Origin of the sequence: Amycolatopsis sp. SID8362, assembly GCF_010550475.1 — a bacterium.
Taxonomy (GTDB): domain Bacteria; phylum Actinomycetota; class Actinomycetes; order Mycobacteriales; family Pseudonocardiaceae; genus Amycolatopsis; species Amycolatopsis eburnea.
Genome location: NZ_JAAGNB010001363.1, coordinates 13,740 through 30,470 on the forward strand (window position 1 = coordinate 13,740; position 16,731 = coordinate 30,470).

Genomic DNA, 16,731 nt, shown 5'->3' on the forward strand with positions numbered 1-16,731 from the left:
ATATACGATACGGCGCACAACATTATCACGGACCCAGGAGCAGCCATGCACCGTCGCACCGGCTTCCGATTCCGACGAATGTTGCTGGCGGCCGGCCTCGCCGCCGGCCTGGCGGCGTGCGGCGCCCCCGGCGGTGACGGCGGCGGCCAGGCCGCGGATCCCCAGGCGGTGCCGGACAAGCCGAGCAAGCCGGTCGAGCTGAACATCCTCGACGTCGCGGGCAACCTGCAGCTCACCAAGCAGATGATCGAGAACTTCAAGGCCGCCCACCCCGAAGTGCTCGCGAAGGTCACGTACTCGACCGCGCCCGCGCCGAGCATGGCGGGCAAGCTCAAGGCCGAACAGGACGGCGGCGTCGCCCAGACGCACCTGGTCCTCAGCGGCACCGACGGCCTCTCCGCCGGCATCGCCAACGGCACCCTGGCCAAGGTTCTCCCGGACTTCGCCGGCCGGTTCCCGAACCTGATGCAGAACTACCTCGAGCCGGCCGCCAAGATGCAGGAGCTCGCCAACGGCTACGGCGTCGAGGTCGTCTACTACCCCTCCGGCCCGCTCCTGGAGTTCAACCCCGGCGCGGTGCCCGCCGCCCCCGCGTCGCCGCAGCAGCTGCTCGACTGGGCCAAGGCGCACCCCGACAAGTTCCAGTACGCGCAGCCGGCCAACTCCGGCCCGGGCCGGACGTTCCTGATGGGACTCCCGTACCTGCTCGGTGACAAGGACCCGAAGGACCCGGACAAGGGCTGGGACAAGACCTGGGCGTTCCTGCAGGAGCTGGGCAAGTACGTGAAGTACTACCCGTCGGGCACCACCGAGACGATGAAGAACCTCGCCTCGGGCTCGGTGGACATGATCATGTCCACGACCGGCTGGGACATCAACCCGCGCAAGCTCGGCACCGTGCCGAACACGGTCAAGACCGCGATCATGCAGCCGATGCACTGGGTCACCGACGCCCAGTACGCCCTGATGCCCAAAGGTCTTTCGCCCGACCAGGAGTCGGCGATCCTCCAGCTGATCGCGTGGATGCTCAAGCCGGACCAGCAGGCGATCGCCTACGACGACGGCTACTTCTACCCCGGCCCGGCCGTCACGGACGTCACCCTGCAGATGGCGCCGCAGAAGAGCCAGGACACGATCAAGCAGTTCGGGCGCCCGGAGTACGAGCAGTGGATCGCGCAGTACCCCAAGGAGACGTCGCTGCCCGCCGAACAGCAGGTCAAGGCGTTCGACAAGTGGAACCAGCTGGTCGGCGGCTCGAAGGTCGGCAAGAAGTGACGTTCGAGCAGCTGCGCCTCGACGGGGTCTCCCGCAGCTTCGGCACCGCGAATGCCCTGCGCGACCTCGACCTCGCCATCGCGCGCGGCGAGTTCGTGGCCCTGCTCGGCCCGTCCGGCTGCGGCAAGTCGACCGCCCTCAACTGCCTGGCCGGCCTGCTCCCGCTGACTGGAGGCAGCATCTGGCTCGACGACACCCGCATCGACGGCCGCCCGCCGGAGCAGCGCGGGTTCGGGATGGTGTTCCAGAACTACGCGTTGTTCCCGCACCTGTCCGTCCGCGCGAACGTCGGCTTCGGCCTCAAGATGCGCAAGGTCGCCCGCGCCGAAGCCCGCCGCCGGGTGGACGAAGCCCTCCGCCTCGTCCAGCTCACGGAGCACGCGGCGAAGTTCCCGGCCCAGCTCTCCGGCGGCCAGCAGCAACGCGTCGCCATCGCCCGCGCCGTCGTGCTGGAGCCACCGGTGGTCCTGATGGACGAACCGCTGTCCAACCTGGACGCCAAGCTCCGCCTCGAGATGCGGATGGAGATCCGCCGCCTGCACCAGACGCTCGGGCTGACCACCGTCTACGTCACCCACGACCAGGAGGAGGCCCTGTCGCTGGCCGACCGCCTGGTGGTGCTCCGCGAGGGCGAGGTCCAGCAGGTCGGCACTCCCGAGGAGGTCTACGCGCAGCCGGTGAACAGCTACGTCGCCTCCTTCATGGGCTACCGCAACCTCCTGGACGTGACGGTCACCGGCACCGCCGGCTCCTCGGTCACCGTCGAAGGCGACGGCGTCCGCCTGACCGGCGCGAACCGCGGCTCGCTCGCGGAAGGCCCCGCGAAGGTGGCGATCCGGCCCGAGGACTTCGTCGTCGGCGACGGCGCGGAGAACGCCCTCGACGTCACGATCGAGATCGTCGAGTACCACGGCCGCGAGCTGTCCGTCTCCGCTCGGCTGCCGACCGGGGTGCCGGTCTACTTCCGGACGGACAAGCGCCTGGCCCCCGGCGACGCCGCGAAGATCGGCGTCCCGGCCGAGCGCGTCCTGGTGTTCGCGCCGTGACCGCCGTGACGACGGCCCGCCCGGCCCTCCGGCATCGCCTGGCCGAACGCGGCGTCGACCGCACCCTGCTCCTGCTGGTTCCCGGCCTGCTCGTGATCGCCTGCCTGTTCCTGTACCCCTTCCTCTACGGCCTGCAGTTGTCCTTCGCCCCACGCCGGGGCGGCGTCTTCGCGAACTACGCCCGGTTCTTCGGCGACCCCTACCTGCGCGGCACCATCTGGACGACGCTCGGCATCGCGCTGCCCGCGACGTTCATCAACGTCCTCGCCAGCATCCCGATCGCGTACGTCCTGCGCGGCCGCGTCCGCGGCAAGCGCCTCCTGACCACGATCCTGGTCGTGCCCATCACGCTCGGCACGGTGCTCACCGCGCAGGGCCTGATCATGTACGGCGGCCCGGCGGGCTGGCTGAACAAGGTGCTCACGGTCCTGGGCATCACCGACCAGCCGCTGCCGCTGATCCACAACTACACCGGCGTGCTGCTGTCACTGGTGATCACCGGCTTCCCGTTCTCCTTCCTGCTGACGTTGTCCTATCTCTCGGGCATCGACCCCTCCTTGGAGAAGGCCGCCGCGACGTTGGGCGCGAACGGCGTCCAGCGCTTCCGGCGGATCACGCTGCCCCTGCTGGCTCCCGGTCTGGCGATCACCTTCTGCTTGTCGTTCGTCATGGCGTTCTCGGTGTTCCCCTCGGCGCAGCTGGTCGGCGACCCCGCGAACGAGACCCGCGTCATCTCGATCGCGGCCTACCACGCCGCGTTCGAGGAGTACGACTACTCGATGGGCTCGGCCGTCGCGATGCTCATGGCGGTGGTCATGCTGATCGTGATCGGCCTGGTCATGGCGTGGCGCGCCACGCTGTACCGCGGAGCGACCGGAGGCAAGGGATGACCGGTTGGGTCGCGCGTCCTGGACGTTGGGTCGTCTGGGCCGTCGTCGCGTTCTTCTTCGTCAACCTCGCCGGCGTGGTGCTCTCGGTGGTCGTCGACTCGTTCGGCGAGCAGTGGTTCGGCACCTGGCTCCCGGACGGCTTCACCACCCATTGGTACGCCGACGCGTGGCGCGAGTTCGGCCTCTCGGACGTCCTCCTGACGACGGCGATAGTCGCTCTCGTGGTGATCGCCGTGTCGGTGGCGGTCGGCGTCCCGGCCGCCTACGCGCTGGCCCGCCGGTCCTTCCCCGGCAAGCGCCTGGTGATGCTGCTGTTCGTGCTGCCGATCCTCATCCCGCCGATCACGTACGGCATCCCGCTGGCCACGGTGCTGTACAAGGTCCACCTCGCCGGCACGACGACCGGCGTCATCCTGGCGAACCTGGTGCCGTCGGTGCCGTTCGTCGTGCTGACCATGACGCCGTTCATCGAGCAGATCGACCCGAAGATCGAAGCCGCGGCGCGCATGTCCGGCGCCCGGACGGCGTCGGTGTTCACCCGCATCCTGGGCCCGCTGCTGCTGCCGGGCATCCTGGCGGCGTCGATCCTGGTGCTGGTGCGCACGGTCGGGATGTTCGAGCTGACGTTCCTCACCGCCGGCCCGGATTCGACGACCCTCGTGGTGGCGCTGTACAACTCCGTGTTCGCCGCGGGCATCCGCGCGAACCAGTCGGTGGACGCGATGGCGACCATCTACACGGGTTCCATGCTCCTGCTCCTCCTCGTCGCGTTGCGGTTCGTGAACCCGACCCAGCTGGTCACCCGGATCCGGGAAGAGACCTGAAGGTCGGGGGTGCTCGTGGGCTCATGTGATCCACGTTACCGCGAATCGTCGAACACGTGATCGACACGATGGGGTGAAACCGGGCTTGCGGCTCCCCCGAGGGGAGCTGCCAGGCTGAGGGCATGCGGTATTCGATCGGCGAGCTGGCGAGGCGGACAGGGCTGACGATCAAGGCCGTCCGGTTCTATTCGGACCGCGGTCTCGTGCCGCCGTCCGGACGCAACACCGCAGGTCAGCGCCGCTATGACGACGCCGCGCTCGCCCGGCTCCGCCTCGTCCGCACGCTGCGCGAACTCGGCCTCGACCTCGCCACGATCCGCCGGATCACCGACGGCGAAGTCGAGGTCGCCGACATCGCGGCGAAGCACGCGGCGGCGCTGGAAGCGGAAATCCGCGTGCTTCGCCTGCGTCAAGCGGTGCTGACGGCGATCGCCGGCCGCGGCTCGACCACGGAGGAGACGAGACTCGTGCACGAACTGGCCCGGCTGTCCGAAGCGGAGCGTCGCCACCTGATCGGCGAGTTCCTCGCCGAAGCGCTGGGCGACCGTCCCGCCCTGGCCGGGGTCGCCCGGACGCTGACCCCGGAACTGCCGGAAAACCCCACCACCGAACAGGTCGACGCCTGGATCGCGCTGGCCGAGCTGATGCAGGACGAGGACTTCCGCGCTGCCCTGCGCCGGCTCGCCGACCAGCACGAAGGCGGTCTGCGTCGCGACCTGGCCGCCGAAGTCCGCGTCGCCGTCACGCAGGCGCTCGACGCGGGGATCGCCCCGGACAGCCCGGAAGCGGCGTCGATCGTCGACGGCCTCGGCCGCGACCCGCGCGAACTGCGGGACTGGCTCGAAGCCGTCAACGACCCACGCCGTGAGCGCTACCTCGAACTGCTCGCGGTGATCAACGGCTGGGCCCAGCCGGAAAGCCTGACCCCGGCCCTCGACTGGCTGACGGCGGCGAGCTCTCGGCACTGACCCACGCGAGCGCGTCGGCCAACGGCTGCGCGTCGAGCCTGCTCCCGTCGCGCAACCGCAGGGAAAGCCGCTCCGAGGCGGCCTCCTCCGGTCCGAGCACGGCCTGGAACGGTGCCAGCCGCCCGTCCCGGATCCGGGCGCCGAGGCTGCCCTCGGCCGCGATCTCGGCCCGCAGGTCGCCGCAGCGATCGAGGACTTCGCGCGCGTACGGCAGTTCGGCTTCCGAAAGCGGGAGCAGCCGCAGCTGCACCGGCGCGAGCCAGGCCGGGAACGCGCCGCCGTGCACTTCGATCAGCTGTGCCATCGCGCGTTCGACGCTGCCGATGATGCTGCGGTGCACCATGACCGGCCGGTGTTTCGCCGCGTCCGCGCCGACGTATTCGAGGCCGAACCGCGCGGGCTGGTGGAAGTCGACCTGGACGGTGGACAGGCTCGATTCGCGGCCCGCGCCGTCGGCGATCTGGACGTCGATCTTGGGCCCGTAGAAAGCGGCTTCACCTTCGACGGCGTCGTACGCGAGCCCGCTCCGGTCGAGCACGGAACGCAGGATTTCCGAGGCGCGGTCCCAATTCCCGGCCGCGTACTTGCCGCCGTCGCCGGGCAGCGAAAGGCGGTAGCGCGCCGGGCTGATGCCGAGCGCGCCGTACGCCTGGCGGATCAGCGCGAGCGCCGCGTCGACCTCGGCTTCGACCTGGTCGAGAGCGCAGAAGACGTGCGCGTCGTTGAGCTGGATCGCGCGCACCCGGCCCAGCCCGCCGAGGACGCCGGACAGTTCACTGCGGTACATCCCGCCGAGCTCGGCGATCCGCAGCGGCAGTTCGCGGTAGCTGCGGCCGCGCGACCGGTAGATCAGCGCGTGGTGCGGGCACAGGCTCGGCCGCAGCACGAGCTGCTCGCCGCCGACGTCCATGGGCGGGTACATGTCGTCGCGGTAGTGCGCCCAGTGCCCGGAAATCTCGTACAGCTCGCGTTTGCCGAGCACGGGCGAATGGACGTGCCGGTACCCGGCGCGCCGTTCGAGGGCGTGGACGTATTCCTCCAGGCTGTGCCGGACGATCGCGCCGTCGGGCAGCCAGTAGGGCAGGCCCGCGCCGATCAGCGGGTCGGAACCGAACAGGCCGAGTTCGCGGCCGAGCTTGCGGTGGTCGTGCACGTGGACTCCTCGGGAAGGCGAGGCGGTGCACCACAAGACGAAGCCCGGGGGCGACCGCCCCGGGCTGGAATGCGTGGTTCAGCGCGCCGGGACACTCTCCGGCGTCGTCGTCAATGCGCGCTTCATGGGATCGACGGTAGCAGCGCGTGCCACTTCTTTTCGGTTTGTCGGTGGTCGGCAGTAGGGTGCTGACCGGGCACGTTCCGTCATAGCGATGGAACCTGGAGTAGGGGGTTGGGGATGAACGACGCCGTGATGCGGTCATGACCGCACCTCACCGCGATCTCGGACTGCTGCAGCGGCAGGCCGCCGAACTGGACGGGCGGCTCGCGGCCGCCCGGCACACCGGGAAATCAAGCGATCAGCTGGTCACCGCGGTGGTGAGCGGGCAGACGAAACTACTCGACCTGCGGATCGACGACGGAGCTCTGCACGGGCCGCACGCGCAGAGGCTGGGTCTCAGCATCGCCGAAGCGGTCCGCAACGCACGGAACGCCGCACGTGCCGCGTCGCTACCGCAGTTGAACGCGCTGTTCGGTCTCCGGCCGCCGGCCCCGGCGGCCGTTGCCGCGCCGCAGGAGCCGCCTGCTCCCGCGCGCGAGCCCGTTCAACGTCAAGCGGAACCCGACGACGAGAGCTTCGAGGAGTTCGACTTCTTGACCGACGAAGAACCGGAATCAGGAGGCGGGCGCTGGTGAACCGCGAAGAAGAGCTCTACCACCTGGCCAAGGAGATCGACGCCCGGTTGGCTGCCGTGGAGCAGGCTGCCGCGGCAGGCTCGAGCCTGCCGCTGGTCCTGAACATCGGTGCCGGTCTGGGCACGGTGACGGTCGACGGCTCGGGTGGTCTTGTATCGGTCGACCTCGTCCGCGAGGCGGTAACCGCGCAAACCGGTGCCAGCCTGGCCGGCCACGTGCTACGCGCGATCTGCAACGCCGAATCGGCGGCATCGACCCGCCGCAAGACGATGGTCGACGCGGCAGCGCGGGAGGTGGGGGCACGATGACGAGTGGCGGGTTCGATCCCCTCGGCGGTGACTCCGGTTTCGAGGTCTACCCGCAAGCGTTGCGAGCGGCTACCAACGAAGTCTTCGCGGCGCGGGAAAAGATCACCAAGTTCGCGTCGGGAGACCTCGCGCCGCTGACCCTTCGCAACGAAGACGTCGGAATGCTCGGTGTCCGATCGGGCATCGTCGAGGTCTTCAACGCGGCGATCCAAAGCCTGCGGGAGAAGAGCGAGCGAGGGGCCGAACGCCTCACTGCGCTGGCTGAAGCGCTGGACAAGGCAGCCGACTACTACGAGACCCAGGACGAAGAAGACTATCGACGGCTGCGCGCGAAGGAAGAAGGCTGAACTGACCATGGTCACCGCAACCGCCTCCGGGGCGCAGACACAGCATTCGCCGGCCCCCTATCCCGAGGACTCCGACGCCAAGGTCCGGCAGATCGCCGACATCTTCGGGCGGAACGACATCCTGCAGCTGCTGGACGACATGCGAACCAAATTGCTGGGGAATGTGCTCAGCGTGCAGAAGCTGGCCGAGCACTTCGCGACCGTCAGCACGCTGGCCGATGCCAGGGCGGACATCGGCGTAGCCGTCCAGGTGGTCAGCGGCACGTGGTCGGGACGGGCCGCCAGCCAGTTCAACACCTACACCAACTCTGTGAACGACGCGCTGGACAAGCAGAACACCGCGGTCGGTGCCGTGTCCTCGATTCTCACCGAGCTGACGAACATGGTCGTCGACACCTACGCGACGGCGATCAAGTTCCTGGGCACCTGCGCCGCCGAGCTGGCCAAGATCGACCTGAAACTCATCATCGCCGCGGTGACCTCGGTCATCCCGGTCGTGGACATGTTCACGGCGGGAGACGTCATCGACACGGTCGTCGAGGCTTTCGGCACTTTGGTCAAGGACTTCGTCGACCTGCTCGCGGACTCGGAGTCGAAGATGTCCGACTTCTGGGGCAAAGCGAACACCATGGTCCGCACCGTCACCGATTTCCCGGAGATCCCGGAACTCCCCGGCGGATCGGGAATCGACAACCAGCGGCAGTGGCGGGTCGACCCGTCGGCTTGGCCGGAGTGAACACGATGCGAATGCGTTTGTCCCCGCTGGTTCTCGCCGCGCTCCTCGGCGGTTCGCTGCTGACCGCCTGTGGACCATCCGGGCTGGAAAAGACCCTCCCCGAGCCGCCGTCCCCGGCGCGAACCGGTCCGGCTCTGCCGTTGACGCCGGTGCGGCAGCCGGTCGACCTGGCGAAGTTCGACACTGATCCGTGCGGCCTGCTCACCAAGGAGCAGGTCGCCGCCGTCGTCGCCGATCCGCCGGACATCGTGTCGCCGCGCAGGTCGTCCACCGAGGAGGCGGTGGGCTGCGTCTGGACGAGCGGGAAGTCGCCGGCCGTCTCCGTGCTGAAGCCGCTCACGGAACCCAAAACGCTCGCGGCTCTCAAGGACACGCCGCGTCGCGTGGCCGGTGCGATGGACTCGTGGACGGAGGTGTCGGTCTCCGGGTTGCCGGCCGCGATCTTCCACGAGACGTCGGGGGCGAACGACTGCGCTGTCGGCGTCGCGGTCACCGACACCGACATGCTGATCTTCAGTTACCGCGGCGAAGGCGCGCCCTCGGTCTACTGGGACAAGGACCGCTGCGGCGGCGTCCTGAAGACCGCCGAGTTCGTGCTCGGCAACCTCAGGAGCGGCTGAGGAACAGCTCCAGCTGCTCGACCACGAACGCGTGGTCCTCGGCCTGCGGCAGCCCGGACACGCCGACCGTCCCCACCGGGCCGACGCCGCGCACCAGCACCGGGAACACCCCGCCGTGTGCGGCGTAGCGGTCCGGGTCCAGGCGGCTGTCCTCCTCGAACGACCCTCCCGTGGCGCGGAACTGGGTGCCGACCAGGAAGGAGCTGTGGCCGTAGCGGTCCACCACCCGGCTCTTGCGGTCGATCCAGGCGTCGTTGTCGGCCGACGTGCCGGGCAGGGCCGCGTGGAAGAGGCGCTGGCCGTTGCGGCGGACGGAGATCGTCACCGGCAGGCCGCGGTCGCGCGCGGCCGCCAGGAGCTGCTGGCCGAGGGCGAGCGCGGTCTCGTTGTCGAACTTCGTGAACTGGAGGCGTTCCTCCTGCTCGGCGAGCTGGGCGAGGGCGTCGGCGTCGGTCATGCCGCTATTAAATCAACACTGTTGTTTAATTGCCAATGAACTCCGTCAGCGACAGCACGTTGCCGTCGGGATCGCGGAACCACGCGATCCGGCCACCCGGCGCGGTCCAGATTTTGTCGGTGTCCTGTGGCAGCGTGTCGAACGTGAGGAACTCGACGCCGCGGCCACGCAGCTCGGTGACGGCCGCCCGGATGTCGGTGACCGCCCAGCCGAGCACCGTGAAGGGCTGCGGCGTGAACTCGGCCACGGCGGTGACGCGCACCATCGTCCGGCCACTCCGGAACACGACCGCGAAGGGGGTTTGCTCGATGAACTCGAGCCCGGCGACATCCGTGTAGAAGGCGCGCGAGCGCTCGAGGTCGCTCGACGGTGCGAAGGCGACCAATTCCGCTGAGTTGAGCATGGCTTCACCTCTCTCGGCGGGAAAGGTACTCCGGTCAGGCCGCTGACCTGGGGACGAGGAGGTGGGCATGAGCCGGATCCGGCGGCGCACGGTGCTGGGCGGCGCGGCCGCGGTCACCGTGGCCGGCGCGCTGTCCGCCGCGTGCGCCCCGCCGTCGCGGAAGGGCACGATCGACGACGTCCGCCACGTCGTGGTGCTGATGCAGGAGAACCGGTCGTTCGACCACTACTACGGCACCATGGCGGGCGTACGCGGCTTCGGCGACCGCGCGGCGCTTCGCGACGTCTTCCGCCAGCGCGGCGACGGCGACCCGGTGCTGCCGTTCCGGATCGACACGTCCGTTGTGGACGGTCAGGACCTCGGCGAGCTGCCGCACGACTGGAACAGCACGCACCGCGCGTGGAACGGGGGCGCGTACGACGGCTGGATCGCGGCGAAGAGCCCCATGACGATGGGGTACTTCACGCGCGACGACATCCCGTTCCAGCACGCGCTGGCGAGCGCGTTCACGCTGTGCGACAACTACTTCTGCTCGCTCCAGGGCCCGACGCACCCGAACCGGCTGTTCCACTGGACCGGCACGATCGACCCGGACGGCGTCGCCGGCGGCCCCGCGACGCGCAACGCGCCGGACTACGAGCCCTCGTTCCGCTGGACGACCTACCCCGAACGGCTCGAGGCGGCGGGCGTCTCGTGGCGGATCTACGCGAACGACGAAGAGCGCGGCGTCCCCGAGCACTTCGTCGGCGACTACGGCGACAACCCGTTGTGGCTGTTCCGGAACTACCACGACGCGCTGCACTCGACGGACCCCGTGAAGCGGCGGCTGGCCGAGCGCGCGAACCTGCGCAAGGAACTCAAGCCCGACTCGGGCCGGGGGAAGGACGTCGGCCACGTGCTGGCCGACTTCCTCGCCGACTGCGCGGCGAACACGTTGCCCGCGGTGTCCTGGGTCGTGGCGCCGTACGGCTACTGCGAGCACCCCGCCGCCCGCCCGGTCGACGGCGCCGCCTACGTCCAGTGGATGCTGAAAGCGCTGTGGGACAAGCCGGAGCTCTGGGAATCCACCGTCGTCTTCATCAACTACGACGAAAACGACGGCTTCTTCGACCACGTCGTCCCGCCGGTGCCACCACCCGGCACCCCCGGCGAGTACCTGCCGGGAAACCGGCCGGAGAAGGGCGAGCCGTCCGGGGCGCCCGCGCCGATCGGGCTGGGCCCGCGCGTGCCGATGACCGTCGTTTCGCCGTGGAGCCGCGGTGGCTGGGTGAACTCGCAGGTATTCGACCACACGTCGGTGCTGCGCTTCCTCGAGACGTGGACCGGGGTGCGCGAGCCGAACATCTCGGCGTGGCGCCGGGCCATCTGCGGCGACCTGACCAGCTGCTTCGACTTCCGCGCGCACGACACGACGATCCCGCTGCTGCCGGACGCCGACGCGTTGCGCGCCGAGGCCGACCGGAGGCAGCCGAAGCTGCCGAAGCCCCGGGTCCGGCCGGGCGCGCTCGTGCAGGAGCCCGGCACGGCCAAGGCGCGCCCGCTGTCGTACCAGCCGGTCGCGTGGGCGTCCGTCGAGCCGAACACGCTGACGCTGCACCTGGCCAACCACGGGACGCAGGCGCTGCAGCTGGCCGCGTACGCCTACCACGCCGGCGGCCCGCCGCAGCGCTTCGACGTCCCGCCGAACGGGGAGGTCACCGGCCGGATCCCGCACGGCGGGGCGTACGACATCGCGATCCACGGCCCGAACGGCTTCGTCGTCGAAGCCTCCGGCGGTCCCGGTCTCGACGCCGCCGTCACCTTCGTGAGCACGCCCGCGCTGCGGGTGACAGTGACCAACAGCGGGCCGTCGCCGGTCACGCTGAACGACGTCGTGGTTCCGCCGGGTGGCTCGCGCGACTTCCCCGTGCCGACGCGCAACGGCTGGTACGACGTCGCGTTCGAGGTCCCGGGGTGGCGCCGCCGCTTCGCGGGCCACCTGGAAGACGGCCGCCCGTCGCGCACCGGGCCTTAACGGAGGGAGTCCAAGGCGAAAGCAGCCAGCATCGCGACGCCACTCGGCATGGCGTCCTCGTCGAAGACGACGCGGTTGGAGTGGTTCGCCGCGGCCTCGGCCGGGTCGACGCCGGGCGGGCACGCGCCGAGGAACGCGTACGCGCCCGGAACGCGTTGCAGGACGTAGGAAAAGTCCTCGGCGCCCATCAGCGGGTCGGCGAGCAGCTCGACGTTCTCCGGCCCCAGCACGGTCGCGCCCAGGCGCAGCACCTCGGCGGCGATCCGGTCGTCGTTGACGGTGACCGGGTAGCCCGGCTCGACGTCGGCGACCACGCGGCAGCCGTACGCGGCGCCGACCTGCTCGCACACCTTGGGCAGCTCGGCGCGGACCAGTGCGCGCGTCTGCTCGGACAGCGTGCGGATGGTCCCTTCGAGCTCGGCGGTCTCCGGGATGATGTTGGACGTCGTGCCGGCCTGGATCCGGGTCACCGAGAGCACCGCGGGGTCGAACACACTGACCCGGCGCGTGATCATCGTGTGCAGCGCGCCGACCATCGCCGCGGCCGCCGGCACCGGGTCGATCGTGTGCTGCGGCGCGGAGCCGTGGCCGCCCTTGCCGGTGACGCGCACGGTGAACGAGTCCGCCGACGCCATCAGCGGGCCGGGCCGCAGCTGCAGCAGCCCGCTGGGCGCGTTGGCCAGGATGTGCACGCCGAACGCGCGCTCGACCCGCGTCCCGGCGGCGTCCAGCACGCCTTCGTGGATCATGAACCGGGCGCCGTGGTGGCCCTCTTCGCCCGGCTGGAACATGAACACGACCGAGCCGGCCAGCTGATCCGCCCGCCCGGCGAGCAGCCGGGCCGCGGACGCCAGCATCGCGACGTGGGTGTCGTGCCCGCACGCGTGCATCGACTCCGCGTCCTCCGACGCGAAGTCGAGCCCGGTCTCCTCGGTCAGCGGCAGCGCGTCCATGTCGCCGCGCAGCAGCACGGCCGGACCGGGCCGGGCGCCGCGCAGGACGGCCGTCAGCGACGTCGTGGCCTTGCCCTCGGTGATCTCCAGCGGCAGGTCGGCGAGCGCCTCCCGGATCGCCGCCTGGGTGCGCGGCAGGTGGAGGCCCTGCTCCGGCCGGCGGTGGACGGCGCGGCGGAGCGCGACGGTGCGGTCTTGCAGCGCTCGCGCGTCGTCGAGCAGCCCGGCGAACGGGGTGCCGGGGAGGGTGGGCAGGTCAGTGGGGCCGGTCATGGTCCCGATAGTGCCCCATGCGGCGCTTCGGGCGCACCGTGCGTGCGTTCGGTCGGGCAGCGGAATACGGTGTGCGCATGGCGGTGGATGAGCCGGTCACGGGCTTCGCGGTGGCCGTGGTCCGGGAAGACGGTCGGTGGCGGTGCAGTGCGCTCGACCCGGGGGCGTTGACCGAACTGGACGCGGCGATCACGGAGCTGGGCAAACTACGTTCCACCGGTGCGGCCTTCGGGCTCTTGGCGGTCGACGACGAGTTCTTCGTCATCGTCCGGCCGAGCCCGCGTGGGCCGTCGTTGCTGCTTTCGGACGCGGCGGCGGCGCTGGACTACGACATCGCGGCGGACGTCCTCGACGTCCTGCGCGTCGACCCGCCGGACGAGGAGGACGACTCCGTCTGGCCCGAGGGCGACCTGGGGCTGCTGGCGGACCTCGGCCTGCCGGCGCCGGAGCTGGAGGTCATCGTCGGCGAGGTCGACCTCTACCCGGACGAGCAGCTGCAGATGGTCGCGCAGCGCTGCGGGTTCGGCAGCGAGTTCGCCAAGCTCCTGGACGAGCTCTGAGACGCCCGTCCGACACCGAGGCCGTGGAGGCGGCGCTGGAAGCGGCGCGCGCCCCCGGCACGGACGTCCCGATCGGGGCGGTCGTGTTCGGCCCCGACGGCCGCCCCCTGGCGGCGGCCCGCAACGCCCGCACGGAGCTCGGCGACCCGACGGCGCACGCCGAGATCCTCGCGTTGCGCGCGGCGGCGGGCGTGGTGGGCGACGGCTGGCGCCTGGAGGGCTGCACCCTGGCGGTGACCCTGGAGCCGTGCACGATGTGCGCGGGCGCCCTGGTGCTGGCTCGCATCGCGCGGCTGGTGTTCGGCGCGTGGGAGCCGAAGACGGGCGCGGTGGGGTCGCTGTGGGACGTGGTGCGTGACCGACGTCTCAACCACCGCCCGGAAGTCCACGGCGGGGTGCTCGTGGACCAGTGCGCCGGGTTGCTCGAGACGTACTTCGCGACGCGGCGCTGAGTTGGCGGCCCGGCGCCGGGAGCCCAGGTCAGGCGGCGTTCGGGCGGCGCAGGCGACCCCTCGTGAGCGGACGCCGGACCCTCCGGTATTGTTCTCGGCGGTGGCGTGTCCGAGCGGCCGAAGGAGCACGACTCGAAATCGTGTGACGGTTAATCCCGTCCGTGGGTTCAAATCCCACCGCCACCGCTCTCATCCGGACCCCCGGTCAGCCCAGCTGGCCGGGGGTCCGTTGAGTTGGCGTGGACTACTGGACCCAGTCGATGGGACGGCCGTCCTCGCTGGCGAGGTCTGTGATCTTCTTCGGTGCACTGTCCCCCATGGTGGACGCGGTGTAGAGGGCCGGTCTGCCACTCATCGAGGAGACGAACGCCACTTCGGTGCCGGTCGGATTCGCGACCACGTCACTGACCGGCTGCCTAGTTCCTGGCAGTAGTGCGGTCTGGACGATCTTCCTGCGATCGGCGCTGATCGTCATCTTGAATATCTGAGTGCGATCGGTTGGCAGGCAGAGGAACGCGTCGGCGGTCATGAACCACTTCGGCCAGCAAGTCTCCGAGCCGTCCGAGAGCTCGGCAAGAGGTATCGAATTGTCGACCTGCCCCTCGTTGCCGATCCGGTAGTTGATCGAGTAGTCGACTTCGGTCTTCCCATCGAGGGAGTAGATGTTGTACGCACCGGTCGCCAAACCGATCGGCAGCTTCCCATCCGGGGTGAAGTAGAAGATTTCTGCGTGCTGATCCTCGCTTCCGGTGCCTTGTGCCGACGCGGCGGATTCGATCTTCGAACTTCGTGGGCCGATATCGGGATCTACCGACCCGGTGCCTTCGGGACTCGTGAACCAAATCCTCCCGGTTGCCGGGTTGAAAACCGGAACCTTCTGGTTCGGCGGATCTGCGTAGCCGACGGCTGGTGGTGTCAGATTGGTGAAGATGTTGGGCACGTCGTGGTCCACGTAACCGATGTGCGTGCCGCCTTCGGGCATGCCGATGGTCGAGACGGCCATACGGGTGAAGTCCCGGTTGAACTGCTGGCGAAGCACCTGGCCGGTCGGAACCGATGCGAGGCAGTCCATCGCGGCGGAATCCCCCGGTGCCAGGGTGAAATGCCGGGTGGCCTGAACGGCGTTCGTCGGGTTGATGCTGGTCAATGTCTCCGACGAGCCACCGCTGCAAGTCGCCAATACTATGCCCGTGAAGTTCGGCTGGGTGGCGGTGGTGGCCGGCGGGCTCGATGTTGTCTGCGCGGTTTCGCCGGGCGTGGTATTCGTCAGGGAATTGTTGCCGCAGCCGGCCGCGAACATCACCGCTGCCATGAGCGAAGCGGCTGCGCGAACCGATGTCGGGCGATGGTGTGACTCCCGCACTTGGACCTCCTCGCTGTGCGTGCTGGGTCGCCGACCGAGTGGGGATTGTTACAACCGGTTTCGCGTGGCTTGACTTGAAGGGAACTTGAAGTGTGACCGTGGTCGGTACCACCGATCAAGGAGCACTCGATGAAGGTTCTCGTCACCGGAGCCACCGGCCACTCCGGGCGGCACGTCGTCGCCGGGCTGAAGGACGTCGACGTGCGGGTGCTCGTTCGCGACCCCGCCAAGGCGCCCGAAGGGGTCGAGGTCGTCGTGGGCGACATCAAAGACCCCGCCGAAGCCGCCGAAAACGTCGATGCCGTCTACCTCATCTGGCCCTTCTTCACCGCCGAAGGCATCGAGGAAGCCGTAAAACCCTTCGAAGGCAAGAAAATCGTCTACCTCTCCGCGATGTCGGCCGAAGACGGCGGTGTCTGGGGAGACGTCGAGGCCGCCATCCGAGCCGTCACCGACGACTGGACCTTCCTGCGCGTCACCGGCCTCGCCACCAACACCCTCGGCTGGGCGCAGCAGGCGAAAACCGGCGTCGTGAGAGCGCCGTACGGGCAGGCCAAACGGTCGCTCGTCCACGAACGCGACGTCGCCGACATGGCCGTCAAGGCGCTCACCGGAGACCCCCGCCAGGAGATCTACCTCGTCACCGGTCCGGAAGCACTGAGCCAAGCCGACCAGGCCGAGATCATCGGCAAGGCGCTCGGAACGCCCGTCCGGTGGGAAGAGCAGCCACCAGAGGAAGCGAAAACGCAGCTGGCGCAGTACATGGGTGAGGAATTCGCGACGAGCGCGCTCGCCCACTGGGCGTCACTGGTCGACGATCCGGAGCCCGTCTCGCTGGACGTCGCGAAGGTGGCCGGGCATCCCGCGCGGCCCTTCGAAGATTGGGCGCGCGAACACTTCAGCTGAGCTCGACCGCGGGGCTCGTCAACGGCTCCAGCTCCTCCGCCAGCGAAGACAGCGACGCCACCTTCGCGGAGACCGTTCGCAGCACGGCGGTGCACGCGGTGCTGACGTCGCTGACCACCTCGGCCGAGCGGTCGCCGGTCAGCACTGCGGCCACCGACGTCGACGCGGCGGACGCGATCGCGCACACCTCCGTCGCCGCCGACTCCGCCAGTTCGTCCAGGCGTGAGGCGATCCGGGCGCCCAGCGCGGCCGTGGCGGCGGCGGCGCGGACGGCCGCGCTGTACTGACCATCCACTGTGTCCGCCCAGGTGCCGAACGTTTCCGCGCTGCCGCCGGTTTCGGCGCGGTCGACGCCGGCGCGGAACTCCTCCTGGGCCGATGTCACCACCAGCGAGCCCGCGTCGACCGTCGACGCCGACGTGCGGATCGCGGACGGGGCGCAGTCCAGGCGCCGCAGCGCCGCCACCGGGTCCGGGACGCCGAGG

20 protein-coding genes and 1 tRNA gene are annotated in these 16,731 nt (G+C 69.7%); 15 read left to right on the forward strand and 6 right to left on the reverse strand.

Going from position 1 to position 16,731, the window contains the following annotated elements:
* The first annotated feature begins 78 nt into the window (after positions 1-78).
* From G3I65_RS41595 to G3I65_RS41615, 5 genes are all read left to right on the forward strand, one after another.
* Positions 79-1,275: an extracellular solute-binding protein gene (locus tag G3I65_RS41595; RefSeq protein ID WP_160700952.1), complete on the forward strand. Its 1,197-nt coding sequence runs from the start codon at positions 79-81 to the stop codon at positions 1,273-1,275.
* Entirely contained in the window at positions 1,272-2,321 is a 1,050-nt protein-coding gene (locus G3I65_RS41600; RefSeq protein ID WP_160700953.1) for an ABC transporter ATP-binding protein, read from the forward strand. The genes G3I65_RS41595 and G3I65_RS41600 overlap by 4 nt, the downstream gene beginning before the upstream one ends.
* Positions 2,318-3,211 (forward strand): ABC transporter permease, encoded by an 894-nt coding sequence (locus tag G3I65_RS41605; protein WP_160700954.1) that lies wholly within the window; start codon positions 2,318-2,320, stop codon positions 3,209-3,211. Before G3I65_RS41600 ends, G3I65_RS41605 begins: the two co-directional genes overlap by 4 nt.
* On the forward strand, positions 3,208-4,035 hold the full coding sequence (locus G3I65_RS41610) for an ABC transporter permease (RefSeq protein ID WP_160700955.1): 828 nt from the start codon (positions 3,208-3,210) through the stop codon (positions 4,033-4,035). Before G3I65_RS41605 ends, G3I65_RS41610 begins: the two co-directional genes overlap by 4 nt.
* 122 nt (positions 4,036-4,157) lie before the next feature.
* The gene (locus tag G3I65_RS41615) at positions 4,158-5,003 is read left to right on the forward strand and encodes a MerR family transcriptional regulator (protein WP_160700956.1); all 846 of its coding nucleotides are present in this window, start codon (positions 4,158-4,160) and stop codon (positions 5,001-5,003) included.
* Here the strand turns inward: G3I65_RS41615 and thrS are convergent.
* Positions 4,930-6,156: a threonine--tRNA ligase gene (gene thrS / locus G3I65_RS41620; protein ID WP_160700957.1), complete on the reverse strand. Its 1,227-nt coding sequence runs from the start codon at positions 6,154-6,156 to the stop codon at positions 4,930-4,932. The genes G3I65_RS41615 and thrS overlap by 74 nt on opposite strands.
* 263 nt (positions 6,157-6,419) lie before the next feature.
* Between thrS and G3I65_RS41625 the strand changes: the two genes are divergently transcribed.
* From G3I65_RS41625 to G3I65_RS41645, 5 genes are read left to right on the forward strand one after another with little or no spacing between them, the layout of a single operon-like run.
* The gene (locus tag G3I65_RS41625) at positions 6,420-6,854 is read left to right on the forward strand and encodes a YbaB/EbfC family nucleoid-associated protein (protein WP_160700958.1); all 435 of its coding nucleotides are present in this window, start codon (positions 6,420-6,422) and stop codon (positions 6,852-6,854) included.
* Entirely contained in the window at positions 6,851-7,162 is a 312-nt protein-coding gene (locus tag G3I65_RS41630; protein ID WP_160700959.1) for a hypothetical protein, read from the forward strand. The genes G3I65_RS41625 and G3I65_RS41630 overlap by 4 nt, the downstream gene beginning before the upstream one ends.
* Positions 7,159-7,509: a hypothetical protein gene (locus G3I65_RS41635; RefSeq protein ID WP_160700960.1), complete on the forward strand. Its 351-nt coding sequence runs from the start codon at positions 7,159-7,161 to the stop codon at positions 7,507-7,509. The genes G3I65_RS41630 and G3I65_RS41635 overlap by 4 nt, the downstream gene beginning before the upstream one ends.
* A gap of 7 nt (positions 7,510-7,516) precedes the next feature.
* The gene (locus G3I65_RS41640) at positions 7,517-8,245 is read left to right on the forward strand and encodes a hypothetical protein (RefSeq protein WP_160700961.1); all 729 of its coding nucleotides are present in this window, start codon (positions 7,517-7,519) and stop codon (positions 8,243-8,245) included.
* Between the two features lie 11 nt (positions 8,246-8,256).
* Positions 8,257-8,865, forward strand: a complete 609-nt coding sequence (locus G3I65_RS41645) for a DUF3558 domain-containing protein (RefSeq protein WP_160700962.1) — start codon at positions 8,257-8,259, stop codon at positions 8,863-8,865.
* On the opposite strand, the gene G3I65_RS41650 is transcribed toward G3I65_RS41645, so the two are convergent.
* Entirely contained in the window at positions 8,852-9,322 is a 471-nt protein-coding gene (locus tag G3I65_RS41650) for a heme-degrading domain-containing protein (RefSeq protein ID WP_160700963.1), read from the reverse strand. The two genes, G3I65_RS41645 and G3I65_RS41650, sit on opposite strands and share 14 nt — an antisense overlap.
* A gap of 25 nt (positions 9,323-9,347) precedes the next feature.
* Positions 9,348-9,707, reverse strand: coding sequence for a VOC family protein (locus G3I65_RS41655; RefSeq protein ID WP_239071763.1), 360 nt, complete (start codon positions 9,705-9,707; stop codon positions 9,348-9,350).
* Between the two features lie 85 nt (positions 9,708-9,792).
* Here G3I65_RS41655 and G3I65_RS41660 point away from each other — a divergent pair, with 85 nt between their 5' ends.
* Complete coding sequence (locus tag G3I65_RS41660; RefSeq protein WP_160700964.1) at positions 9,793-11,739, forward strand: phosphocholine-specific phospholipase C; 1,947 nt, start codon at positions 9,793-9,795, stop codon at positions 11,737-11,739.
* Here G3I65_RS41660 and G3I65_RS41665 read toward each other — a convergent pair.
* Complete coding sequence (locus G3I65_RS41665; protein WP_160700965.1) at positions 11,736-12,965, reverse strand: M20 family metallopeptidase; 1,230 nt, start codon at positions 12,963-12,965, stop codon at positions 11,736-11,738. The two genes, G3I65_RS41660 and G3I65_RS41665, sit on opposite strands and share 4 nt — an antisense overlap.
* Before the next feature lie 77 nt (positions 12,966-13,042).
* On the opposite strand from G3I65_RS41665, the gene G3I65_RS41670 reads away from it, so the two are divergent.
* The 3 genes from G3I65_RS41670 to G3I65_RS41680 all read left to right on the forward strand — a co-directional run bounded on the left by G3I65_RS41670 (position 13,043) and on the right by G3I65_RS41680 (position 14,163).
* On the forward strand, positions 13,043-13,525 hold the full coding sequence (locus G3I65_RS41670) for a tRNA adenosine deaminase-associated protein (RefSeq protein WP_203612659.1): 483 nt from the start codon (positions 13,043-13,045) through the stop codon (positions 13,523-13,525).
* Positions 13,526-13,548: 23 nt separating this feature from the next.
* A complete protein-coding gene (locus G3I65_RS41675; RefSeq protein ID WP_160700966.1) occupies positions 13,549-13,977 on the forward strand; it encodes a nucleoside deaminase in 429 nt (142 codons plus the stop codon).
* A gap of 99 nt (positions 13,978-14,076) precedes the next feature.
* Positions 14,077-14,163 (forward strand) — tRNA-Ser (locus G3I65_RS41680).
* A gap of 58 nt (positions 14,164-14,221) precedes the next feature.
* Here the strand turns inward: G3I65_RS41680 and G3I65_RS41685 are convergent.
* A complete protein-coding gene (locus G3I65_RS41685) occupies positions 14,222-15,340 on the reverse strand; it encodes a hypothetical protein (RefSeq protein WP_160700967.1) in 1,119 nt (372 codons plus the stop codon).
* Positions 15,341-15,469: 129 nt separating this feature from the next.
* Here G3I65_RS41685 and G3I65_RS41690 point away from each other — a divergent pair, with 129 nt between their 5' ends.
* Positions 15,470-16,246 (forward strand): SDR family oxidoreductase, encoded by a 777-nt coding sequence (locus tag G3I65_RS41690; RefSeq protein ID WP_160700968.1) that lies wholly within the window; start codon positions 15,470-15,472, stop codon positions 16,244-16,246.
* On the opposite strand, the gene G3I65_RS41695 is transcribed toward G3I65_RS41690, so the two are convergent.
* Positions 16,239-16,731: hypothetical protein (locus G3I65_RS41695; protein ID WP_160700969.1), on the reverse strand; the 493-nt coding region annotated here is incomplete at its 5' end. The genes G3I65_RS41690 and G3I65_RS41695 overlap by 8 nt on opposite strands.